The 22,672-nt window shown below is 72.2% G+C and carries 23 protein-coding genes; 14 read left to right on the top strand and 9 right to left on the bottom strand.

Translation table 11 applies throughout. The annotated features are described in order from the left end of the window. Positions 1–80: 80 nt before the first annotated feature. Positions 81–674: a TetR/AcrR family transcriptional regulator gene (locus J2W45_RS08155; RefSeq protein WP_310130635.1), complete on the top strand. Its 594-nt coding sequence runs from the start codon at positions 81–83 to the stop codon at positions 672–674. Between the two features lie 92 nt (positions 675–766). Here the strand turns inward: J2W45_RS08155 and paaZ are convergent, their stop codons facing one another. After that, the gene (paaZ, locus tag J2W45_RS08150; RefSeq protein ID WP_310130633.1) at positions 767–2,854 is read right to left on the bottom strand and encodes a phenylacetic acid degradation bifunctional protein PaaZ; all 2,088 of its coding nucleotides are present in this window, start codon (positions 2,852–2,854) and stop codon (positions 767–769) included. 36 nt (positions 2,855–2,890) lie between these two features. On the opposite strand from paaZ, the gene J2W45_RS08145 reads away from it, so the two are divergent. Then, positions 2,891–3,292, top strand: a complete 402-nt coding sequence (locus J2W45_RS08145; RefSeq protein ID WP_310130630.1) for a PaaI family thioesterase — start codon at positions 2,891–2,893, stop codon at positions 3,290–3,292. Here the strand turns inward: J2W45_RS08145 and J2W45_RS08140 are convergent. The 4 genes from J2W45_RS08140 to J2W45_RS08125 all read right to left on the bottom strand — a co-directional run bounded on the left by J2W45_RS08140 (position 3,267) and on the right by J2W45_RS08125 (position 6,760). Beyond that, positions 3,267–4,154, bottom strand: coding sequence for a 3-hydroxyacyl-CoA dehydrogenase family protein (locus J2W45_RS08140; RefSeq protein WP_310130629.1), 888 nt, complete (start codon positions 4,152–4,154; stop codon positions 3,267–3,269). The genes J2W45_RS08145 and J2W45_RS08140 overlap by 26 nt on opposite strands. After that, positions 4,151–4,891 carry an enoyl-CoA hydratase/isomerase family protein gene (locus J2W45_RS08135; RefSeq protein WP_310130626.1) on the bottom strand — a complete coding sequence of 247 codons (741 nt, stop codon included), beginning with the start codon at positions 4,889–4,891 and terminating at the stop codon, positions 4,151–4,153. The genes J2W45_RS08140 and J2W45_RS08135 overlap by 4 nt, the downstream gene beginning before the upstream one ends. Then, positions 4,888–6,072 (bottom strand): thiolase family protein, encoded by a 1,185-nt coding sequence (locus J2W45_RS08130; RefSeq protein WP_310130624.1) that lies wholly within the window; start codon positions 6,070–6,072, stop codon positions 4,888–4,890. The genes J2W45_RS08135 and J2W45_RS08130 overlap by 4 nt, the downstream gene beginning before the upstream one ends. Positions 6,073–6,331: 259 nt before the next feature. Next, a complete protein-coding gene (locus J2W45_RS08125) occupies positions 6,332–6,760 on the bottom strand; it encodes an Lrp/AsnC family transcriptional regulator (RefSeq protein WP_310130622.1) in 429 nt (142 codons plus the stop codon). Positions 6,761–6,887: 127 nt separating this feature from the next. Here J2W45_RS08125 and pdhA point away from each other — a divergent pair, with 127 nt between their 5' ends. The 4 genes from pdhA (at position 6,888) to J2W45_RS08105 (ending at position 11,657) form a co-directional block, all read left to right on the top strand. After that, on the top strand, positions 6,888–8,015 hold the full coding sequence (pdhA, locus tag J2W45_RS08120) for a pyruvate dehydrogenase (acetyl-transferring) E1 component subunit alpha (protein ID WP_310130621.1): 1,128 nt from the start codon (positions 6,888–6,890) through the stop codon (positions 8,013–8,015). Beyond that, positions 8,012–9,091: an alpha-ketoacid dehydrogenase subunit beta gene (locus J2W45_RS08115; RefSeq protein WP_396427079.1), complete on the top strand. Its 1,080-nt coding sequence runs from the start codon at positions 8,012–8,014 to the stop codon at positions 9,089–9,091. The genes pdhA and J2W45_RS08115 overlap by 4 nt, the downstream gene beginning before the upstream one ends. Next, positions 9,088–10,518, top strand: a complete 1,431-nt coding sequence (locus J2W45_RS08110; RefSeq protein ID WP_310130620.1) for a dihydrolipoamide acetyltransferase family protein — start codon at positions 9,088–9,090, stop codon at positions 10,516–10,518. The genes J2W45_RS08115 and J2W45_RS08110 overlap by 4 nt, the downstream gene beginning before the upstream one ends. 188 nt (positions 10,519–10,706) lie before the next feature. Then, positions 10,707–11,657 (top strand): DMT family transporter, encoded by a 951-nt coding sequence (locus J2W45_RS08105; RefSeq protein ID WP_310130619.1) that lies wholly within the window; start codon positions 10,707–10,709, stop codon positions 11,655–11,657. A 21-nt stretch (positions 11,658–11,678) separates the two neighbouring features. On the opposite strand, the gene J2W45_RS08100 is transcribed toward J2W45_RS08105, so the two are convergent. Together J2W45_RS08100 and msrB are read right to left on the bottom strand one after the other, a co-directional pair. Beyond that, positions 11,679–12,278, bottom strand: a complete 600-nt coding sequence (locus J2W45_RS08100) for a nitroreductase family protein (RefSeq protein ID WP_310130617.1) — start codon at positions 12,276–12,278, stop codon at positions 11,679–11,681. After that, positions 12,278–12,703 carry a peptide-methionine (R)-S-oxide reductase MsrB gene (gene msrB / locus J2W45_RS08095; protein ID WP_310130615.1) on the bottom strand — a complete coding sequence of 142 codons (426 nt, stop codon included), beginning with the start codon at positions 12,701–12,703 and terminating at the stop codon, positions 12,278–12,280. Before msrB ends, J2W45_RS08100 begins: the two co-directional genes overlap by 1 nt. Positions 12,704–12,898: 195 nt before the next feature. On the opposite strand from msrB, the gene J2W45_RS08090 reads away from it, so the two are divergent. From J2W45_RS08090 to groL, 4 genes are all read left to right on the top strand, one after another. Next, the gene (locus J2W45_RS08090) at positions 12,899–13,210 is read left to right on the top strand and encodes a DUF3263 domain-containing protein (protein ID WP_396427078.1); all 312 of its coding nucleotides are present in this window, start codon (positions 12,899–12,901) and stop codon (positions 13,208–13,210) included. Positions 13,211–13,232: 22 nt separating this feature from the next. After that, entirely contained in the window at positions 13,233–13,793 is a 561-nt protein-coding gene (locus J2W45_RS08085) for a LytR C-terminal domain-containing protein (RefSeq protein ID WP_310130612.1), read from the top strand. 168 nt (positions 13,794–13,961) lie between these two features. Continuing rightward, positions 13,962–14,165 carry a cold-shock protein gene (locus tag J2W45_RS08080; RefSeq protein WP_115695343.1) on the top strand — a complete coding sequence of 68 codons (204 nt, stop codon included), beginning with the start codon at positions 13,962–13,964 and terminating at the stop codon, positions 14,163–14,165. 166 nt (positions 14,166–14,331) lie between these two features. Further along, positions 14,332–15,951 (top strand): chaperonin GroEL, encoded by a 1,620-nt coding sequence (groL, locus tag J2W45_RS08075; RefSeq protein WP_175338331.1) that lies wholly within the window; start codon positions 14,332–14,334, stop codon positions 15,949–15,951. A gap of 373 nt (positions 15,952–16,324) precedes the next feature. Here the strand turns inward: groL and J2W45_RS08070 are convergent, their stop codons facing one another. After that, positions 16,325–18,031, bottom strand: coding sequence for a sensor histidine kinase (locus J2W45_RS08070; RefSeq protein ID WP_310130608.1), 1,707 nt, complete (start codon positions 18,029–18,031; stop codon positions 16,325–16,327). Between the two features lie 81 nt (positions 18,032–18,112). After that, positions 18,113–18,805 (bottom strand): response regulator transcription factor, encoded by a 693-nt coding sequence (locus tag J2W45_RS08065; RefSeq protein ID WP_018191755.1) that lies wholly within the window; start codon positions 18,803–18,805, stop codon positions 18,113–18,115. Positions 18,806–18,909: 104 nt separating this feature from the next. Between J2W45_RS08065 and J2W45_RS08060 the strand changes: the two genes are divergently transcribed. The 4 genes from J2W45_RS08060 to J2W45_RS08045 are packed head-to-tail and all read left to right on the top strand — an operon-like array spanning position 18,910 to position 22,635. After that, on the top strand, positions 18,910–20,133 hold the full coding sequence (locus J2W45_RS08060) for an NAD(P)/FAD-dependent oxidoreductase (RefSeq protein WP_310130605.1): 1,224 nt from the start codon (positions 18,910–18,912) through the stop codon (positions 20,131–20,133). Next, positions 20,087–21,031 (top strand): dihydropteroate synthase, encoded by a 945-nt coding sequence (folP, locus tag J2W45_RS08055; RefSeq protein ID WP_310130603.1) that lies wholly within the window; start codon positions 20,087–20,089, stop codon positions 21,029–21,031. Before J2W45_RS08060 ends, folP begins: the two co-directional genes overlap by 47 nt. Beyond that, on the top strand, positions 21,024–21,776 hold the full coding sequence (locus J2W45_RS08050) for a pyrimidine reductase family protein (protein ID WP_310130600.1): 753 nt from the start codon (positions 21,024–21,026) through the stop codon (positions 21,774–21,776). Before folP ends, J2W45_RS08050 begins: the two co-directional genes overlap by 8 nt. Beyond that, positions 21,763–22,635, top strand: coding sequence for an aminoglycoside phosphotransferase family protein (locus J2W45_RS08045; protein WP_310130598.1), 873 nt, complete (start codon positions 21,763–21,765; stop codon positions 22,633–22,635). Before J2W45_RS08050 ends, J2W45_RS08045 begins: the two co-directional genes overlap by 14 nt. Positions 22,636–22,672: the final 37 nt, after the last annotated feature.

Genomic DNA, 22,672 nt, shown 5'->3' with positions numbered 1-22,672 from the left:
CCTTTGCGCATGGATCGGTTTACTTACTGATCGTTCGGTCAGTATATCCCCGCGGCCGGGCGACATGCCAGACTGATCGGGTGACCGAGACGGCGGACTCCGAGACCCTGCGGCGCGGGCGCCCCGGGTACGACCAGCGCGGCATCCTCGAGGTCGCCGTCGCCGCGTTCAACGAGCACGGCTACGACGCCACCTCGATCGGGATGCTCGCCGACCGGCTCGGGCTGTCGAAGTCCGCGATCTACCACCACGTCGCCTCCAAGGACGAGCTGCTGCGACTGGCGCTGGACGAGGCGCTCGACGGGCTCGAGGGCGTGCTGCGCGCGCCCGAGGCCGCGTCGGGCGCGGCCGCCGACCGTCTGGCTTTCGTGCTGCGCGGGGCCGTCCGGGTGCTGGCCGACCGGCTGCCCTACGTCACGCTGCTGCTGCGGGTGCGCGGCAACACCGAGGTGGAGCGCGCCGCGCTCGCCCGCCGGCGCGCTTTCGACCACGCCGTGGCCGACCTCGTCGCCGAGGCGCGGGCCGAGGGCTCGCTGCGCACCGACGCCGACCCGGCCGTCGTCGCGCGCCTCCTCTTCGGCATGATCAACTCCCTCACCGAGTGGTACACCCCCACGGGCCCCCTCACCCCCGACGACCTCGCCGCCACCATCCTCGCCCTCGCCCTGCGCTGAATCCCGGTCCGCCCCCCGTCGAGTACACGAAAAGTGCACGCGACACGCCGGGCGAGCGTGCACTTTTCGTGTACTCGACGGAGGGGGGCGGGCTACTTCGCGACGAGGGTGAGGACGTCGTAGGTGGCGACGAGCTCGTCGCGCTGGTTCAGGATGCGCGCATCCCAGCGCACCTCGCCGTAGTCGTCGGTCTCGCGCGGGGTGATCTGCTTCGCCGTCAGGGCGACGCGGATGCTGTCGCCGGGGACGACGGGGGTCAGGAACCGCAGATCCTCGAGGCCGTAGTTGGCGAGCACGGGCCCTGGCGCCGGGTCGACGAACATCCCGGCCGCCCACGACACCAGCAGGTAGCCGTGCGCGACCCGTCCCGGGAAGAACGGGTTCGCCGCCGCGGCCTCCTCGTCCATGTGCGCGTAGAACGTGTCGCCGGTCGACGTCGCGAAGTCCTCGATGTCGTCGAGCGTCACCTGCCGGGGCCCCGCCTGAACCTGGTCGCCGATCCGCAGGGTCGCGAGCGACTTGCGGAAGGGATGCTGCGCATCCGACGACACCGCCGCGCCCGGATGCCAGACGCCGGTGATCGCGGTCAGCAGGTCGGGCGACCCCTGCAGCGCGGTCCGCTGCATGTGGTGCAGCACCGCGCGGATGCCGCCCAGCTCCTCGCCGCCGCCCGCCCGGCCCGGTCCGCCGTGCACCAGGTGCGGCATCGGCGAGCCGTGCCCGGTGGAGGTGCGGGCGTCGTCCCGGTCGAGCACCAGGATGCGGCCGTTGTAGGCGCCGGAGCCGAGCACGAAGGTCCGCGCGAACTCCGGGTCGTGCGTCGCGACGCTGGTCACGAGCGACCCGCCGCCGCGCGCGACAAGGGCCACCGCCTCCTCCGCGGTCGAGTAGGGGAGGATGCTCGCCACCGGCCCGAACGCCTCCACCGTGTGCGCCTCGGGCGTCCAGGCGTCGGCGAAACGGAGCAGCACGGGCGCGACGAACGCGCCCTCGGGCGCCACGCCGGTCGTGCCGTCCGCGTGGCGGACGGTCGGCTGGTCGAGCCCGCCGACCACGAGCTCGCCGCCCGCGGCCACCAGCCGCGCCACCTGGCGCAGCACCTCCTCGCGCTGAGTGCGGGAGGCGAGCGGCCCCATCGTCACGCCCTCCGCCCGCGGATCGCCGAGGACGACGCGGGACGCGATGCGCTCGCGCACCGCGGCGATCACGTCGTCCTGCAGCGGCGCGGGCACGATCGCGCGGCGGATGGCCGTGCACTTCTGCCCCGACTTGGCGGTCAGCTCGACGACGAGCCCCTTGATGTAGGCGTCGAACTCCGGCGTGCCGGTCACCGCATCCGGGCCCAGCACCGACGCGTTGATCGAGTCGGTCTCGCTGGTGAACCGTACCCCGCCGGTCTGTACCGAGTCGTGGGCGCGCAGCCGCTCCGCGGTCGACGCGGATCCGGTGAAGGCCACCAGATCGCCGAGCCTCAGGTGCTCGAACAGGTCGGGCACGCCGCCGCTCACCAGCTGCAGCGATCCCGCCGGAAGCAGTCCCGACTCCACCATGATCCGCACCGCGGCCTCGGCGACGAACGCGGTCGGCGTCGCCGGCTTCACCAGGGTCGGCATCCCGGCGAGGAAGGACGGCCCGAGCTTCTCGAGCATCCCCCACACCGGGAAGTTGAACGCGTTGATCTGAACCGCGACGCCCGGCAGCCGGGTGTACACGTGGCGGCCGAGGAAGCTGCCGTCCTTCGACAGCTGCTCCGCCGGTCCGTCGAGCACGACCTGCGCGTTCGGGAGCTCGCGGCGCCCCTTGGAGCCGTAGGTGAACAGCGCGCCGATCCCGCCATCCACGTCGATCCACGCGTCCGCGCGCGTCGCGCCGGACTGCGCCGACAGCGCGTACAGCTCGTCCTTGCGCTCGGTCAGCGCCTGCGCCAGCTGCTTCAGGATGAGGGCGCGCTGATGGAACGTCAGCTCGCCGAGCGACCGCTGCCCGACCGTGCGGGCATGCTCCAGAGCGCCCGCGAGGTCGAGCCCGGCCGTGCTGATCTGCGCGATCGGCTCACCGGTGGAGGCGTCCAGCACCTCCGCGGGCCGGGGCGCCTCGTCGCCCGATCCCGTACCGAGGACGCCGGCCGGGGCGTCGTCGGGCGTCCACCATCCGTCACGGATGTAGCTGGGCACGATCATGAGAGGCCTCCTCGAGTGGATGCGTATGCTGACGGCATGGCCGACGGCGACTGGACGATCGAACTGGGTGAGCTCGACGTGAAGATGGGGGTGCGCATCCTGGAGCAGTCCGCCGAGCGGGTCGTCGCGACCATGCCGGTCGAGGGCAACCGCCAGTCGTTCGGGCTGCTGCACGGGGGCGCATCGGTCGCCTTCGCGGAGGCGCTGGGCTCGTGGGCCGCGGTCATCCACGCCGGTCCTGGCCGAAGTGCGGTCGGCGTCGACATCAACGCGACGCACCACCGGGCCGCGCGCTCGGGCGTGGTGACCGGGGTCGCGACCGCCATCCGGCTGGGCCGCACCATCGCGTCGCACGAGATCGTGATCACCGACGAGGAGGGCAACCGGCTCTGCACGGCGCGGATCACCAACCTCATCGTCGACGCTCCCGGGCGGTAGGGACCGCGGTCCCGTCCTCGTCCCAGAAGAAGAACCCCTGACCGCTCTTGCGGCCGAGCATCCCCTCGGCGACCATCTTCCGCAGCAGCTCGGGAGGCTCGTAGCGCGGCCCGAGCTCGCGCGCGAGGTACTCGGCGATGTCGAGCCGCACATCCAGCCCCACCAGATCGGTGAGGCGCAGGGGGCCGACGGGATGCTTGTACCCGAGCTCCATCGCGGTGTCGATGTCGTCGGGGGTGGCGACGCCCTCCTCCACCATGCGGATCGCCTCCAGCCCGAGCAGCACGCCGAGACGCGAGGAGGCGAAGCCGGGGGAGTCGCGGACGGTGATCGCGGTCTTGCCCAGCACGCGCACCCATCCGGTGGCCGCGTCGGCGGCGGACGGGGCGGTCGCCGTGCCGAGCACGACCTCGACCAGTGCGGACGCGGGCACCGGGTTGAAGAAGTGCAGTCCGAGGAAGGCGCCGGGACGGGCCAGCCCCTCGGCGAGCACGTCGATCGACAGCGACGACGTGTTCGTGGCGAGCACCGCGTCCACCGGCAGCAGGTCCTCGGCGCGGCGCAGCGCCTCGCGCTTCAGGCCCACCAGCTCGGGCACGACCTCGATCGCGAGCCCGGCGCCGCCGAGCGCCTCCCACGTGACCGTCACGACCAGCCGGTCCGGGTCGGGAGCCGCGGCTCCCCGGCGGACGCTGCCCTCGACGGCGGCGAGGATGCGGTCCCGCGCCTCGGACGCCGCCGTCGCGTTCTGCTCGACCACGGCCACGTCGGCGCCCGCCATGAGGAACGCGTGCGCGATCCCCGATCCCATCCGTCCGCCGCCGATCACGGCGACCCGCTCCGGCAGCCCCGTCGCGCTCATCGCCTGCTCCTCCGTTCCAGGAACTGGGTCATCCGCCGCCGCTTCTCCGGCGACTCGAACAGCACGGCCTGCGCCTCGCGCTCGGCGGCGGGATGGCGCTCCGCGGGCTCGCGCAGCACCTGCTTGGTGAGCCGCGTCGCCAGCGGGTCGTTCGCGGCGATTCGGTCGGCGAGGGCGTGCGCGCCGGTGAGCAGCTCGCCCGGCGCGAACAGGTCGCTGACGAGCCCGGCGGCCAGCGCTTCCTCTCCGGTGAGGACGCGCCCGGTCAGCACCAGCTCGGTGGCGAGCGGCAGGCCCACCAGCTGCGGCAGCCGCCACAGCGCGCCGGCCGCGGCGATGATCCCGAGCCCGGTCTCCGGGTTGCCGATCCGCAGCCGCGGGGTGCCGACCCGAAGGTCGGCCGCGTAGGCGAGCTCGGCGCCGCCGCCCAGAGCGTACCCGTCGAGGGCGGCGATCACGGGCATCGGGAGGGCCGCGATGCGCGAGAAGATCGTGTCGTTGATGCCGTTCGCGGCGTCGGCGGCGGTCCGCTCGCGCAGCTCGGCGATGTCGGCGCCGGACGCGAAGACGCCGTCCGACCCGGTGAGGATCAGGATGCGCGGCTCGCGCTCCAGCCGCTCGCACACCGCGTGCAGCGCATCCACCATCGCCTGGTCGATCGCGTTGCGGCGCTCGGGACGGTCGAGGGTGACGACCATCCGGTCGTCCTGCTCCTCGACGTGCAGGCTGTCGGTCATACGGCCTCCACGATCAGCGAGGTGCCCTGACCGACGCCGACGCACATCGTCGCGAGCCCGCGGCGGGCGCCCTCCCGCTCCATCCGGCCGAGCAGGGTGACCAGGATGCGCGTGCCGCTCGAGCCCAGCGCGTGGCCGAGCGCGATGGCGCCGCCGTCGGCGTTCACGGTCGCCGGGTCGAGGCCGAGGCGGCGGATGCACGCGAGCGCCTGGCTGGCGAACGCCTCGTTGAGCTCGACGGCTCCCAGGTCGGACACGTCGAGGCCGGCGCGCGCCAGGGCCTTCTGCGTCGCGGGGACCGGGCCGAGGCCCATGCCCTCGGGGGCGACGCCGGCGCTCGCCGCGGCGACGACCCGGGCGCGCGGGCGGAGGCCGTAGCGCTCGACGGCGGCGGCGCTCGCCACGAGGATGGCGGACGCTCCGTCGTTGAGGGGGGACGCGTTGCCCGCGGTGACCACGCTGCCGCCCGCGACGACGGGCTTCAGCCGCGCCAGCGCATCCAGGTCGGTGTCGCGGCGGATGCCCTCGTCGGCGGTGACCGCGCCGGCGGGCGTCTCGACCGGCAGCAGCTCGTCGTCGAACCGTCCGGCGTCGGCGGCCGCGGCGGCCCGGCGGTGGCTCTGCAGGGCGAAGGCGTCGGCCTCTTCGCGCGTGATGCCGTCGAGCCGGGCGACCTCCTCGGCCGTCTCGGGCATCGTGTAGGTGGCCTTGTCGCGGGCGAGCAGCCGCGGGTTGGCGAAGCGCCAACCGATCGACGTGTCGAACTGCGGACCGGGCTTCGCCCACGGGCGCTCGGGCTTCGCCTGCACCCAGGGTGCGCGGGTCATCGACTCGACGCCGCCCGCGACGACGAGGTCGGCATCCCCGGCGCGGATGGCCTGCGCGGCCTGGATGACGGCGGTGAGGCCGGAGGCGCACAGCCGGTTGACGGTCATCGCCGGGACCTCGTCGGGCAGCCCCGCCAGCAGGACGGCCATCCGGGCGACGTTGCGGTTGTCCTCGCCGGCCTGGTTGGCGGCGCCGAGGATCACCTCGTCGAGGGCGTCCGCGGGGGCCGCGGCGCGGCGCACCGCCTCGGCGACGACGAGTGCGGCGAGGTCGTCCGGCCGGACGCCCGCCAGGGCACCGCCGTAGCGGCCGACCGGCGTGCGCACGCCGCCGACGAGGTAGGCCTCCGCCATCGCGCTCTCCCTCGAACCCGAATTACCGAACGAGCGTTCAGCAATTGCATCGTCGCAGAATCGCCGCCCCCGGGCAACCCGGCGGGTGGCGCGCGGCGTCGGGTGGTCGCATGTCGGAGATCCGCGTCCGATCGTCGGAGATTCGGGCGGATTCGGCCCGAATCTCCAGCCACAACGCCTTGCGTCGGAGATTTGAACGTTTCACACCTACGATCGTGCGGCCGCCGGCCGCCGGCCGCCGGCCGCCGGCCACGCGCCGTCACCGCAGGTCGTGGTCCTCGAACACCAGCGACGTCTTCGTGTCGCGCACGGACGGGATGCTCGTCAGCTCCTCCAGCACCACCCGCCGCAGGTCTTCGTTGTCGCGCGCCCGCACCAGCAGGATCACGTCGAAGTCCCCGCCCACGAGCGCGAAGTGCTCCACCTCGGGGATGCGCTGCAGCCGTTCGCGCAGGTCGTGCCAGTCGGCCTGCTCCACCCGCAGCGTCACGTACGCCGAGGACGCACGCCCCGACCGGCGGGGGTCGACCTTCGCGGTGAACCCCGTGATCACCCCGTCGGCGACCAGCCGCGACACCCGCGCGTAGGCGTTGGCGCGCGAGACGTGGGCCGTCTCGGCGACGGCCGTGATGGATGCGCGGCCGTCGGCGCGCAGGGCGTCCAGGATGCGTACGTCGATGTCGTCCATGGTGCTGGACAGTCTGTCACTCGTGGCGCCCGCGCGCATCCGTTCGTCTCGACTCCGGGCGACCCATAGCGTTCGACGTCCGGCGAAGTCACCATGAGAGTGAGCGACGTCTTTCGAAGGAGAACAGATGCACGCGGACGATCTGCTGCCCGGCGACACCCCGCTGCGGCTCATCGACCAGGATGGCGCGTCCCACCCGGACGACCTCCACCGGATCCCGTCCACCGACACGATGCTGGACGGCTACCGCCGGCTCGTGCTCGCCCGCCGCCTCAACGACCAGGCCGACGCGCTGGTGCGCCAGGGCCGCCTCGCGGTGTACCCGTCGTCGCACGGGCAGGAGGCCTGCGAGGTCGCCGCCGCCATGGTGCTGGACGAGCAGGACTGGCTGTTCCCGACCTACCGCGACACCGTCGCCGTGATCGCCCGCGGCGTCGATCCGTTCGAGGCGTTCGTGCTGCTGCGCGGCGACTGGCACTCCGGGTACGACCCGACCGTGCACCACGTCGCGCCGCAGTCCACGCCGCTCGCCACCCAGCTGCTGCACGCGGTCGGCTTCGCGCACGCTGCCCGGCTGCGCGGCGAGGACACGGTCGTGCTGGCGATGTGCGGCGACGGCGCCACCAGCGAGGGCGACTTCCACGAGGCGCTCAACTTCGCCGCGGTGTTCCACCTGCCGGTCGTCTTCCTCGTGCAGAACAACGGCTACGCGATCTCGGTGCCGCTCAGCCGGCAGACCGCCGCCCCGAGCATCGCCCACAAGGGCGTCGGCTACGGGATGCGCGGCCGCCTGGTCGACGGGAACGACCTCGCCGCCCTGCTCGCGGTGCTCGGCGAGGCGGTCGGGGAGGCGCGCGACGGCGGCGGCCCGACCCTCGTCGAGGCGCTCACGTACCGCATCAAGTCGCACACCAACGCGGACGACGCCACGCGGTACCGCACCGCCGACGAGGTGGAGCCGTGGCTCGCCCGCGACCCGCTGCTGCGGCTGCGCACCTGGCTGACCGCGGAGGGCGCGCTCGGCGAGGGCGACGACGCGGAAGCGCACGCGCACGCCGAACGGGTCGCCGCCGACCTGCGCGCGGCGATCATGACGGATGCGGAGCCGCACCCCGAGGACCTCTTCGCCCACGTCTACGCCACCCCCACCCCGCACCTGCGGGAGCAGGCGGAGCAGCTGGCCGCCGAGCTCGCGGCCGGCGCATCCACCGAATCCACCGCACCCACCCCCGACACCGCGGAGGTCGCCCGATGACGCTCATGCACGACGCCCCCGCCGAGCGCGCCGCATCCACCACCCCGGCCGACGCCACCCCGGCCGACGCCCAGCCGGCAGCCCCCGCCGCCGCCCCCGTCACCATGACGATGGCCCAGGCCCTCAACCGCGCCCTGGCCGACGCCCTGGCCGCAGACCCGTCCGTGCTCGTCTTCGGCGAGGACGTCGGCACCCTCGGCGGCGTCTTCCGCATCACCGACGGCCTCACCGCCCGCTTCGGCGAGAGCCGCTGCTTCGACACCCCGCTCGCCGAGTCCGGCATCGTCGGCACGGCGGTCGGCATGGCCATGAACGGGATGCGCCCGGTCGTCGAGATGCAGTTCGACGCGTTCGCCTATCCCGCGTTCGAGCAGATCGTCGACCACGTCGCCAAGATGGGCAACCGCACCCGTGGCGCCGTCCGGCTGCCGATGGTCATCCGCATCCCGTACGCCGGAGGGATCGGCGGCGTCGAGCACCACTCCGACTCCTCCGAGGCCTACTACGTGCACACCCCGGGCCTCACCGTGGTGTCGCCCGCGACCCCGCAGGACGCGTACGGGATGCTGCGGGCCGCGATCGCGCATCCCGACCCGGTCGTGTTCCTGGAGCCGAAGAAGCTGTACTGGACCACCGGCGAGGTGGATGCGGCCGCGCCGCTCCCCGAGCTGGGCCGCGCCCGCGTCGCCCGGGAGGGCGGCGACGCCACCCTGATCGCGTACGGCCCGTCGGTCCCCGTGGCGCTCGCCGCGGCGGAGGCGGCGGCCGAGGAGGGACGCGAGCTCGGCGTGATCGACCTGCGTTCCCTGTCGCCGTTCGACGACGAGACCGTGTGCGCCGCGGTCCGCGCGACCGGCCGCGCCGTCGTCATCGCGGAAGCCCCCGGCTTCGCGGGCGTCGCCGCCGAGGTCGCCGCCCGCGTCTCGGAGCGCTGCTTCCACCACCTGCTCGCGCCGGTCCGGCGGGTGACCGGCTTCGACACCCCGTTCGCGCCCCCGAAGCTCGAGAAGTTCTACCTGCCCGACGTCGACCGCGTGCTGGATGCGGTGGATGCGCTGCAGTGGGAGGACGCGTGACCGCCCGGGTGTTCACCCTCCCGGACCTGGGGGAGGGCCTGACCGACGCCGAACTCGTGCGCTGGCTCGTCGCGGTCGGCGACACCGTCACGACCGACCAGCCGATCGCGGAGGTGGAGACCGCCAAGTCCGTCGTGGAGGTGCCGTCGCCCTACGCCGGGACGGTCGCAGCGCTGCACGGGGATGAGGGGGAGACGATCCTGGTCGGCGCTCCGCTGATCGAGGTCGAGGAGGCGGCCGCGCCGCAGGAACCCGCGCCTCAGGAACCCGCGGCGCAGGAGCACGCAACGGGCGGATCCGGCCAGGTGCTCGTCGGCTACGGTACGACCGCGCACAGCGGCCGCCGCAACCGCGTCACGCGCGCCGGGACCGTCACCGCCGAGCGTCCGGCCGCGGCGACCGGCGCAAGCGTCGCGTCCCGTCCGGCCGCAGCGACCGGTGCCGCGTCCCGTCCGGCCGCATCGACCGGCTTCGCGTCCCGTCCGGCGGGCATCGTGCCCGTCGTCTCGCCTGTCGTGCGGGCGCTGGCCCGCAGCCACGGGATCGACCTGGCCACGCTTCGTTCGAGCCGTTCCGACGGGGTGGTCACGCGCCGGGATGTGGAGGCCGCCTTCGCGACGGCGCCCGAGACGCTGGGGACCCGCCCGACCGTCGCCGCACCGGACGAGCAGAGGACCGACACCACCGCCCCCACCGACCCCCGCACCGGCCTCACCCTCCGCGCCACGACCCCGTTCTCCCGCCTCCGCCGCACCGTCGCCGAGACTATGTCGCGCAGCCGCTCCGAGATCCCCGAGGCGACCGTCTGGGTCGACGTGGATGCCACCGAGCTGTGGGAGGGACGCCGCCGGCTCGTGCGCGACGGCCGTGCGCCCTCGTTCCTCTCCTTCGTGGCCCGCTTCGCCCTGTCCGCGCTCGCGCGGCATCCCGAACTCGGCGGACGGGTCACGCCGGACGGCCAGGGCCTCGTCACCTTCGACGGCGTCAACCTCGGCTTCGCCGCGAACACGGACCGCGGTCTCCTGGTCCCGGTCGTCCGCCGCGCCGACCGCCTCTCGGTGCGCGAACTCGACGCCGAACTCGACGGTCTCGCCCGCGCCGCGCGCGACGGCTCGCTGCCGCCCGCCGACCTCACCGGGTCGACGTTCACGATCAACAACTACGGCAGCCTCGGCGTCGACGGTAGCGCCGCCATCATCAACCACCCAGAGGTCGCGATCCTCGGCCTCGGCCGGGCGATCGAACGGCCGTGGGTGGTCGACGGCGCGATCGTGCCGCGCCGCATCCTGCAGCTGTCGCTCGTCTTCGACCACCGCGTGACCGACGGCGGCGTCGCGGCGGGCTTCCTGCGGGAGGTGGCGGATGCGATCGAGTCGCCCCTCGGCGCGCTCGCGGACACGCCTGGACCGGCGAGCGGCCCGGCGTAAGGTGACGGCATGAGCGACAAGAAGAACGACGACCGCGACCTCAGCGAGGAGAAGGAAGTCGCGCCCGAGGAGAACATCGACTGGCTGCCCGACCCCGAGCCGACCGACGGCGGCGCGCCCGCTCCCTGAGCGCACCCGAGGACTGGCGGCCCCGGAGCCGCATCCAGCCCGGGCTTAGGGTAGGGGGAGTGACCCCTCGCTCCCTCCCGCTGTGGCTCGCGCTCGTCTTCGCGGTGCTGTGCGGCGGTCTCGTGGCCGTGCAGTCGCGGATCAACGGCGAGCTCGGCAGCCGCCTCGGCGACGGGTTCACGGCCGCCGCCATCTCGTTCGGCTCCGGCCTCGTCATCCTCACCGTCGGACTGGCGATCGCCCCTGCGGGCCGTCGCGGCCTCGCCCGGGTGCGGGATGCGCTGCGCACCCACCGCATCCGCTGGTGGTACGTGTGCGGCGGTGCGGCGGGATCGTTCCTGGTGCTCTCGCAGGGGCTCGCCGCCGCGGCGCTCGGCGTCGCGCTGTTCACCGTCGCGGTGGTCGCCGGTCAGACCATCAGCGGCCTGGTGCTCGACCGCGTCGGGATCGGCCCCGGCGGTCGGCGCCCGCTCACCGCCGCGCGCCTGGTCGGCGCCGTCCTCGCGCTGGGAGCGGTGACCTGGGCGGTCTCCGCGCAGTTCGGCGGCAGTGCGCCGGTCTGGCTGATGATCCTGCCGTTCATCGCCGGTCTCGGCACCGGCTGGCAGCAGGCCGTCAACGGCCAGGTGCGTCAGGTCGCGGAGAGCGCCCTCAGCGCCACCTTCATCAACTTCGCCGTCGGGACGACCGTGCTGCTCGTCCTGATGCTCGGCCACTGGGCGATGGTCGGCCTGCCGAAGCAGGTGCCGACCGAGCCGTGGCTCTACGTCGGCGGCGCGATCGGCTGCGTCTTCATCGGCGTGACGGCGCTGCTCGTGCGCCAGACCGGTGTGCTCCTGCTAGGGCTCGCGACCGTCGCCGGCCAGCTGGTGGCCGCGCTCCTGCTCGACCTGCTGCTCCCGACCGCCGGACACGTGCTCGCGTTCTCGACCGTGGGCGGCACCCTGCTCGCCATCGTCGCGGTCGCCATCGCCAGCATCCGCTGGGGCTGGCGGCGCACTCCCGCCTGAGCTCTCGGGACGCCCGCGCGCTCAGTCGAGCACGGACAGGAACCGCGACGGGTCGAGCGACGTGCGGTGCCCCTCCTTGCTGTCCGCGGGGATGCCGCCCACGTACAGCCAGCCCAGCAGCCGCTCGTTCTTGGCGAGCCCGTGCATCCGGTGCACCGCCTTCGACCGGGTGTGGTGGCCGGTGCGCCACATCACGCCCCAGCCGGCGTCGTGCAGCAGCAGGCTCAGGATGTGCGCGACGCCCGAGGCGACCGCGTCCTGCTCCCAGCCGGGCACCTTCTCGCTCTTCGTCCGCACCGCCACGATGGCGAGCAGAAGAGAGGAGCGCAACGGCTTCGCGGCCAGCTTCTCCGCCTCGTGACCGGTGGCCTTCGCATCCCGCACGAACGCGTCGCCCAGGCGCTGCCGGGCCTCGCCGCGCAGCTCGATGACGCGCCACGGATGCAGCGCGCTGTGATCCGCGACCCGTCCCGCGGCCGCGACCAGCGGCAGCAGCTCCTCGTGCGTCGGCGCGTCGGGGGTCACCCGCGAGTAGGAGCGCCGGGCGGCCACCCGGCGGGGCAGATCCGCGCCGCCGGTCTCGGGGGCGCCCCCGGCAGCGGCCGTCGCGCTTCCGCTCATCAGGCCTCCGGGGTGAAGTTCAGCGAGATCGAGTTCATGCAGTACCGGTCGCCGGTCGGCGTCCCGAAACCGTCCGGGAAGACGTGTCCCAGGTGCGATCCGCAGTTGGCGCAGCGCACCTCGGTGCGCACCATCCCGAGGCTGGTGTCCTCGATCAGCTCGACCGCCTCCGGTCGCACCGACTCGTAGAAGCTCGGCCAGCCGCAGCCGGAGTCGAACTTGGTTCCCGCGGCGAAGAGCTCCGCGCCGCACGCCGCACAGGTGTAGAGGCCGGCGCGGCTCTCGTCGAGCAGCTCGCCCGTCCACGGACGCTCGGTCCCGGCCTCGCGCAGCACCGCGTACTGCTCCGGGGTCAGCTCGCGCCGCCACTCGTCCTCGCTCTTCGCGATCTGGTAGCCGTCCTGCCTCGTGCCGTCGTGTGCCATGCCACTCCCTTTCGTCGTCACCAGGGTAAACGGCCTTCCTGAACCGGCTGTTCCCGATCCGGCGACCGCGCGCGCGAACCGCGACGTGCCGAGCGGGAACGGGAAAACCACAGGACCAGCGCCCTAGGATGACGTGCGAGCGCGGGGCGCGACCGGCACGCCGGTGGGGCCCGGCATCCGTGACGAGGGAAGGCGGTGCGCGTGGCCCGGTCAGCCGACGGACGGCCCGCCGACGACCGCGAGCCCTCGGACACGGAACAGCTGAGCGATCGGGATGCCGCGATCCTCGCGTTCGAACGCCAATGGTGGCGGCACGCCGGAGCCAAGGAGCAGGCCATCCGCGAGGAGTTCGGTCTCTCGGCGGCTCGGTACTATCAGTTGCTCGGTGCGCTGATCGACCGTCCGGCGGCGCTGCGCCACGACCCCATGCTCGTCAAGAGGCTGCTGCGGCTCCGCGAGGCGAGGCTGGCCGCACGACACGCACGGACCCTCCCGTCCGGCGACTGACCCCCAAGGACCACACTCCCCGATGGCAGAGAAGTTCCCCCGCGACCGGTTCGACGAGATCCCGGACGACCTGACGCGCGTCGGTGCGCACCGGGCGCCCCGTCCCCGAGGCCGCGCGTGGATCGCCGTCGGGTGGGCCGCGCTGGCCACCGTCCTGCTGGTCGGCGCCGGCATCTTCGGCCTGTCGCTCGTCAACGGCAGCATCTCGTTCCACGGCGCCGGGGCGTCCGCCTCGCGCACCGCATCCACGACGCCGACGCCGACCGCGACGCCGACGCCGACCATCGTCCCGACGGTGAACCCCGCGCTGACCGTCAACGTGCTCAACGGCACCAGCCGCGAAGGACTGGCCGGCACGGTCGGCGACGTGCTCACCAAGGCGGGCTGGAAGGTCGGCGCGCTCGCGAACGCCGACAAGACCGACCTCGCGGAGACCATCGTGTACTACGGCGACCCAGCGAACCAGGCCGCCGCCCTCGGCGTCGCGCAGTCGCTGCCGGGCGCGACCATCCAGCAGAGCACCGCGTTCTCCGACACCGGCGCCGACATCACCGTCGTGGTGGGCGCGAATTACGCCGGCTGAGCGGCCTCAGGGGCCGTCCGCTCCTCTTTGTTACGCACGTGTTTAACTTTGGCGGCATTTCGATACGGATTCACGAAATCGCTGGCGCCGCCCCGTATTGCACGCATTAGGATCGCACTCAACGTGCGGCGATGGACCGTGCGAGCGACACAGCAATGGGAGTAATGCATGGCGAACGGGACCGTGAAGTGGTTCAACGCTGAGAAGGGCTACGGCTTCATCACCGTCGAAGGTGGGGGACAGGACGTTTTCGTTCATTACTCCGCAATTGACATGGCGGGATACAAGGTTCTCGAAGAGGGCCAGCAGGTCGTATTCGAGGTCGGCTCCGGGCAAAAGGGCCCGCAGGCCGAATCGGTCCGACTGGCCTGACACCGATCCAGCAGCAACAGGAGCGCCGTCCCGCGAGGGGCGGCGCTTCGCTGTTCCCCTCGCTTGCACTCCACCGCCACGAGTGCCAGAATCTGTTTAGCACTCCATCTGTCTGAGTGCTAAAACACGGAATCTTTCGCAGACGTCCGGGAGGGACGAGAAACACATGGCAAAGATCATTGCTTTCGACGAGGACGCGCGCCGCGGCCTCGAGCGCGGCCTGAACACCCTGGCCGACACGGTCAAGGTGACCCTGGGCCCGCGTGGTCGCAACGTCGTCCTCGAGAAGAAGTGGGGCGCCCCGACCATCACGAACGACGGCGTCTCCATCGCGAAGGAGATCGAGCTCGACGACCCGTACGAGAAGATCGGCGCGGAGCTCGTCAAGGAGGTCGCGAAGAAGACCGACGACGTCGCGGGTGATGGAACCACCACCGCGACCGTGCTCGCTCAGGCCCTGGTCAAGGAGGGCCTGCGCAACGTCGCGGCCGGCGCCGACCCCATCACGCTGAAGCGCGGCATCGAGAAGGCCGTCGCGGCTGTGACCGAGGAGCTCATCGCCTCCGCCAAGGAGGTCGAGACCAAGGAGGAGATCGCGGCCACCGCGTCCATCTCCGCCGGCGACACCACCATCGGCGAGATCATCGCCGAGGCGATCGACAAGGTCGGCAAGGAGGGCGTCGTCACCGTCGAGGAGTCGAACACCTTCGGCACCGAGCTCGAGCTCACCGAGGGCATGCGCTTCGACAAGGGCTTCCTGTCGCAGTACTTCGTGACCGACCAGGACCGCCAGGAGGCGGTGTTCGAGGACCCGTACATCCTCATCGCGAACCAGAAGATCAGCAACATCAAGGACCTTCTGCCGATCGTCGACAAGGTCATCCAGGCCAACAAGCCGCTCCTCATCATCGCTGAGGACGTCGACGGCGAGGCCCTGGCGACCCTGATCGTCAACAAGATCCGCGGCATCTTCAAGTCCGTCGCCGTCAAGGCTCCGGGCTTCGGCGACCGCCGCAAGGCCATGCTGCAGGACATCGCGATCCTGACCGGCGGCCAGGTCATCTCCGAGGAGGTCGGTCTCAAGCTCGAGAACGTCACCCTCGACCTGCTCGGCCAGGCCCGCAAGGTCGTCATCACCAAGGACGAGACCACGATCGTCGAGGGCGCGGGCGACCCCGAGGCCATCGCCGGCCGTGTGCAGCAGATCCGCAACGAGATCGAGTCGACCGACTCGGACTACGACCGCGAGAAGCTGCAGGAGCGCCTCGCCAAGCTCGCCGGCGGCGTCGCCGTCATCAAGGCGGGTGCGGCCACCGAGGTCGAGCTGAAGGAGCGCAAGCACCGCATCGAGGACGCCGTGCGCAACGCGAAGGCCGCCGTCGAGGAGGGCATCGTCGCCGGTGGTGGCGTCGCCCTCATCCAGGCCGGCAAGACCGCCTTCGAGAAGCTCGAGCTGACCGGTGACGAGGCGACCGGTGCGAACATCGTCAAGGTCGCCATCGAGGCTCCGCTGAAGCAGATCGCGATCAACGCGGGCCTCGAGGCCGGCGTCGTCGTCGAGAAGGTCCGCAACCTCCCGGTGGGCCACGGCCTCAACGCCGCCACCGGCGAGTACGTCGACATGCTCGCCTCGGGCATCAACGACCCGGTGAAGGTCACCCGCTCGGCGCTGCAGAACGCCGCGTCCATCGCGGGCCTGTTCCTCACCACCGAGGCCGTCGTCGCCGACAAGCCGGAGAAGAACCCGGCGCCGGTCGGCGACCCGGGCGCCGGCATGGACTTCTGAGTCCAGTCCGACCGACTGACAGAGGGCGTCTCCCCTTCGGGGAGGCGCCCTCTTCCGTGTCTCGGGCGCCCGCCCCGCGGCGCCGAGCCGTGAGTTGCGGTCGTAATCGCGCGCGAGTGGCGACTTGATGTCGCAACTCGCGATGGTCCGTCGAGCGAGCGCACAGCGCCGGGCCGCGACTCGTGAGTTGTTGTCGTAATCGCGCGCGAGTCGTGACTACATGTCGCAACTCGCGGGGAGGCGGAGCTGACCCCTGGCGACGAGTCGTGAGTTGTCGTCGTAATCGCGCGCGAGTGGTGACTCGATGTCGCAACTCGCGGCACGAGCGGACGCGGCGGCGGCCCGCGAGGCACGAGCGTCCGGGGGCCGCAGGTTACGGCGCGATCGCGCCCGGCGCCGCGGCAGACGCCGCCAGCGGCAGCGAGACGCGGAAGGTCGCGCCGCCGCCCTCCGTGTCGACCACGTCGACCGTGCCGTTGTGGGCGGCCACGATCGACGAGACGATCGCCAGCCCGAGGCCGCTGCCGCCCGTCTCGCGGGCGCGGGAGGTGTCGGCGCGCCAGAAGCGCTGGAAGATCTTCTCGCGGATCTGCGGCGGGATGCCCTCGCCGTGGTCCCGCACCTCGAGCGTCGCGCGCTCGGTGCGGTGGTCGACGCGCACGGCGATCTCGATCGGGCTTCCCTCCGGCGTGTAGCGGAGGGCGTTGCCCATGAGGTTGGTGACGACCTGGCGGAGCTTGTTCTCCTCCGCCATGACGATCGCGGGCTCCGACGGCGCGGGGCGCGTCAGCACGACGCGCTCGCTGGTCGTGATCGGCAGCGGCTCCGTCGCGGTGCCGCGGCGGCCGCGCCCGCGGCGCAGCCGCGCGAGCGCCGATCCGGCAAAGGAGATCGGACCGGTGGCGTTCGACGGACGGCCGCTCGCGTCCGCGAACGTCATCGGCACCGTGTCGACACCGGGCTCGTCCAGCTCCTCTTCCTCAGGCGCGGCGGGCTCGGGGACGAGCACGGTCACGACGCGGCCGGGGGAGCCGGCCATCGCATCCATCGCCGCGTCCTGCGCGATCTTCACCAGGTCGACGCGGTGCAGGTCGAGCGGCTTCGTCTCGTCGAGGCGGGCGAGTTCCAGGAGGTCCTCCACGAGGATGCCCATGCGGATCGCCTCCTTCTCGATGCGGTCCATCGCCTGGGCGACGTCCTCGGGCGTCTGCAGCGCGCCCATCCGGTACAGCTCGGCGTAGCCGCGCACCGACACGAGGGGTGTGCGCAGCTCGTGGGACGCGTCGCCGACGAACCGTCGCATCTGCTCGATCGTGCGGGCGCGGTCGGTGAAGGCTCGGTCGATCCGGTTCAGCATGGTGTTGAGGGAGCGGTTCAGCCGGCCGACCTCGGTGTTGGGCGTCGCGCCGCCGAGGCGCTGACTGAAGTCGCCGTCCGCGATCGCCGCCGCCGTCTGCTCCACTTCGCGCAGGGGCGAGAACGTCGTGGTCACGAGCATCCGGGTCAGTCCCGCGCCGACGACGATGACGATCACGCCGAAGCCGAGGAAGATCGCGAGGAAGCTCGCCATCACGGTATCGATCTGGGAGGTCGTCGTCGCCACGATCGCGGTCGCCAGCTCGCCGCTTCCCTCGAAGGTCTGCGTGGTGGCCAGCGCCCGGTACGTGGTCCGGCCGTCGTTGCTCGGGAGGTTGAACCCTCCGGGAGCCATGTTCTTGGCCTCCGCGACGGTCAGGCTGCTGGGGATGGCCGGCCGGTGCGCGTAGGGGATGTTGTCCCAGTTGTGCGCGACGAGGTGGCCGTCCGAGTCGTAGAGCGCGGCGAAGTAGTCCGACGGGCTCGCGTCCGTCGCGATCTGGTCGGCGCCCGACGATGTCTTGAACAAGTAGGTGTTCAGGTACGACGCACCCGACGCCGCGGAGAGCTGCGCATCCAGCTGGTCCAGCAGCACCGGCTTGAGCATCGACATCGTGCCGATGCCGGTCACGAGCAGCCCCAGCGTCAGCATGAGCACGGTCACGCCCGTGATCTTCGTGCGGAGTGAGATCGCGTTCCAGCGGTCGAGCAGGCGTGAGTGCATCAGGCCGTCAGTCTATGCAGGGGATGCTGTGCCGGGCATGTGTGCGGGCGGTGCTCCCGCCCGCACACCGGCGGAAGCATCTCAGGCCTTGGCGGCCTTCAGCATGTACCCGAAACCGCGCTTGGTCTGGATGAGCGGCTCGCTGGAGTGCGCATCCACCTTGCGGCGGAGGTAGGAGATGTAGGACTCGACGATCCCGGCGTCGCCGTTGAAGTCGTACTCCCAGACGTGGTCGAGGATCTGCGCCTTCGACAGCACGCGGTTGGGGTTGAGCATCAGGTAGCGCAGCAGCTTGAATTCGGTCGGGCTGAGCTCGATCGGGGTGTCGCCGACGAAGACCTCGTGCGTGTCCTGGTCCATCGTCAGCTCGCCGGCGCGGATGACCGCATCCTCGTCGGCCTGCATCGTGCGGCGCAGGATGGCCTTGATGCGGGCGACGATCTCGTCGAGGCTGAACGGCTTGGTGACGTAGTCGTCGCCGCCGACGGTGAGGCCGGTGATCTTGTCCTCGGTGTCGTCCTTGGCGGTGAGGAACAGGATGGGCGCGGTGTAGCCCGCGCCACGGAGGCGCTTGGTGACGCCGAAGCCGTTCATGTCCGGCAGCATGACGTCGAGGATGATCAGGTCGGGCTCCTCTTCGAGGACCGCGGAGATCGCCTGGGCCCCGTTGCCGACCGCCCGTACGGCGAACCCGGCGAAACGGAGGCTGGTGGTGAGGAGGTCGCGGATGTTGGGCTCGTCGTCGACGATGAGAATGCGGGGTCCTGCGTTCATGGCCAACATTATCTGCGCGTCAGCTGACTCTTACCTGTGAGCCATCGGTGCGCGCCGGGTGCGGAGGTCTGGCGCCCGCAGTGGGAAGAGTGGATGCTGGAATCATGACCGAACCCACCGTCGTCATCGCGGGCGCCGGCCTCGCCGGGGCGAGCGTCGCGACCGAGCTGCGTGAGCACGGCTTCGGCGGTCGCATCCTGCTGCTCGGGATGGAGGAGCACCGCCCCTACATCCGCCCGCCGCTGTCGAAGGAGTTCTTGAAGGGCGATGCGCCGCTCGAGGGGGCCGCCGTCCATCCCGACGACTGGTACGCCGAGAACGCGGTCGAGTTCGTGCCCGGCGTCGAGGCCGGTTCGTTCGAGGCGGATGCGCACGAGCTGTTCATCACCGAGGACGGCGGCCGCATCACCTACGACAGCCTCGTGATCGCGACCGGCGCGCGGGCCCGTCCGCTCGGCGTGCCGGGCAGCGGGCACGGGGCCGTGTTCCCGCTGCGGACGCAGGAGGACTCCGTCCGGCTGCGGGATGCCCTGAAGGTGGGCGGGAGGCGCGTGGTCGTGATCGGCTCCGGCTGGATCGGCATGGAGGTCGCTGCGGCGGCCCGCGGCTACGGCAACGAGGTGACGGTGGTCGGCCACTCGGCCGTTCCGCTTTCCGGTGCGATCGGACGGGAGTTGGGCGGCGTCTTCGAGCGGCTGCACCGGGACAACGGGGTCGAGTTCCGCAACGACGCCGTGGTGGTGGGCGTCGACGGCGGCACGCAGCAGTACGTCGTACTCGCGACGGGCGAGCGCATCCCGGCGGATGTGGTGGTGGCCGGGGTCGGCGCGTCGCCGAACAGCCTGGTCGCCGAGCGCTCCGGCGTGGCGGTCGCGGATGGCGTGCTCACGGACAAGGGGATGCGCACCAGCATCGAGGACGTCTACGCCGTCGGCGACGTGGCGAACCCGTTCCTCCCGGCGATCGGACGGCACCTGCGCAGCGAGCACTGGGCGAACGCGATCGCGAGCGGGAAGGTCGCCGCGCACGCGATCCTGGGCGAGCGGGCGTCGTACGACGACATCCCGTACTTCTACTCCGACCAATACGATCTGGGCATGGAGTATTCGGGCTACGTGCCCCTGACCGTCGGAGCCCGCGTGGTGTTCCGCGGCGACGTCGAGGCGCGCGAGTTCATCGCCTTCTGGCTGCGCAACGACCGGGTCGTCGCGGGGATGAACGTCAACGTGTGGGACGTGCAGGACGACATCCAGCGCCTCATCCGCTCGGCCGAGCGGGTGGATGCGGACCAGCTCGCCGACCAGGACCTCGACCTTGCCGCGCTCTGAGCCGTACCTGCCGCCGCTGCGCGTGCCGGTCCGGCGGATCGGTGCGCGCACGTTCGACTTCTCGCGGCAGGTCGCCGTGATGGCCGTGGTGAACCGCACGCCTGACTCGTTCTTCGACCAGGGCCGCACCTACGCCTTCGACCGGGCGGTCGACGCGTGCTTCGAGGCGGTCGCGCTCGGCGCCGACTGGGTGGACATCGGCGGTGCGCCGTTCGCGCCCGGCGAGCCCGTGCCCGTCGAGGAGGAGATCGAGCGGGTCGTCCCGGTCGTCGCCGCGCTGCGCGCCGGATCCGACGTCGTCATCTCGGTGGACACCTTCCACGCCGCGGTGGCCCGCGAAGCGATCGCGGCGGGCGCGACGGTCATCAACGACACGACCGGGCTGCGCGACCCGGACCTCGCGCCGGTCGTCGCCGCCAGCGAGGCCACCCTCGTCATCACGCACAGCCTGGCGGAGCCGCGGAAGCCGTTCCCGCGGCCGCAGTACGACGACGTCGTCGCGGACGTGTCGGCGTTCCTCCTCGACCGCGTCTCGCGCGCGAAGGCCGCCGGCATCCCGGAGGAGCGCCTCATCATCGACCCGGGCCACGACCTGAACAAGAACACGCTGCACTCGCTGGAGCTCACCCGCCGCCTGAGCGAGCTGGCCGACCTCGGATACCCCGTGCTCGCGGCCGTCTCGAACAAGGACTTCATCGGCGAGACCCTCGACGCCCCGCGCGCCGAGCGGCTCGAAGGCTCGCTCGCCGCCGCCGTCATCAGCGTGATGAACGGCGCCCGCATCGTCCGGATGCACGACGTGCGCGCGTCCGTCGCCGCCATGCGGATGACGGAGGCCGTGCTCGGCCTGCGCGCGCCCGCCTACCTCAAGCACAACATGGGAGACGTGAATGACTGAGCCGGCCATCCATCGCCTGTCACCGCTGCCGTCGCAGACCGAGCTGAGCGACGACGACATCACCGAGCTGTACCTGCAGGATGCGGGGGACCCGTGGCTGCGCGTCAACTTCGTCAGCAGCGTGGACGGCGCGGCGACCCACCAGGGCCTGTCCGGCGGCCTCTCGAACGACGTCGACGGCCGGGTGTTCGAGCTGCTCCGCCGCCTCTGCGACGTGGTGCTCGTCGGAGCCGGCACCGTGCGCGCCGAAGGCTACGGCGCGATGCGGGTGGGCGCGGAGTCCGCTCGCGCTCGCAGCGGGGCCGGGATGACGCCGCACCCGGTGTTCGCCATCGTCTCGGCGGGCCTCGACCTCGACCCGCGCAGCTCGATCTTCGCGGACGCGCCCGAGCGTCCCATCGTGCTGACGACGGAGCTGTCGCGGCCCGAGTCGCGCGAGGCGCTCTCCGAGGTGGCCGACGTCGTCGTCTGCGGGCGGGAACGCGTGCAGGCCGAGCGCGGGCTCGCCGTGCTGCACGAGCGGGGGCTGACGCGCATCCACTGCGAGGGAGGTCCGCACCTGTTCGCCGACCTGATCGCCGCACGCGCCGTCGACGAGCTGTGCCTGACGATCAGCCCGCGGCTCGAGGCGGGAACATCGTCGCGCATCGCCACCGGCGCCGCCCCCATCGCGCCGCTCGGGCTGCGGCTCGCGCACACGCTGGCGGGAGACGACACGCTGCTGCTGCGGTATGTCCGCGGCTGAGCTCCGTCCGCACATCGACGCCGCGCTGGTCCGCCGGCTGGTCGACGCGCAGTTCCCGCAGTGGCGCGCTCTCGTCATCCGGCCTGTCGAGCACGACGGCTGGGACAACCGCACCTTCCGCCTCGGCGAAGAGCTGAGCGTCCGCCTGCCGAGCGCCGCCGGATACCGGGAGCAGGTCGCGAAGGAGCAGGAGTGGCTGCCCCGGCTCGCCCCGCTGCTGCCGCTGCCCATCCCGCAGCCCCTCGCGCAGGGCGAGCCGACGGAGGAGTACCCGCTGCCGTGGTCGGTCTACCGCTGGCTTCCGGGCACGCCCGTCGTGCTGCGCGGCGACGTGTCGCAGGATGTGGCGCTCGCCGAGGCGATCGGGGGCTTCCTCGTCGCCCTGCGTTCGGCGCCGGCCGACGGCGCGCCGGGCCCGGGAACGCACAACTTCTTCCGCGGCGCACCGCCCGAGGTGTACGGCGAGGAGGCGCTGGCGGCCTTCCCGGTGCTGGGCGCCGACGCCGCGGCGCGCGCGCGGGCGCTCTGGGCGGAGGCGACCGCGTCGCGGTGGCAGGGACCGCCGGTGTGGTTCCACGGCGACGTCGCCCCCGGCAACCTGCTCGTGGATGCGTCGGGCGCGCTTTCCGCGGTGATCGACTTCGGCACATCCGGGGTCGGTGATCCGGCCTGCGACCTCGTCCCCGCCTGGACGGTGTTCGAGGGCGCCGCCCGCGACGCCTTCGTGGCGACGGTGGGCCTCGACGACGCGACGTGGGCGCGGGCGCGCGGCTGGGCGCTGTGGAAGGCCGCGATCACCGTGCGCGACCGCCCGGCCGACGCCGAGGCGCGCGCGACGCTCGCGCGCATCCTGCGCTGACGCCGCCGCGCCGCCCGCACGTTCGCCGCTCTCGTGC

Origin of the sequence: Leifsonia shinshuensis, from assembly GCF_031456835.1 — a bacterium.
Lineage (GTDB): Bacteria > Actinomycetota > Actinomycetes > Actinomycetales > Microbacteriaceae > Leifsonia > Leifsonia shinshuensis_C.
Note: the sequence above shows the minus strand (reverse complement) of the source record. Positions and strands in the feature narration are given on the sequence as shown.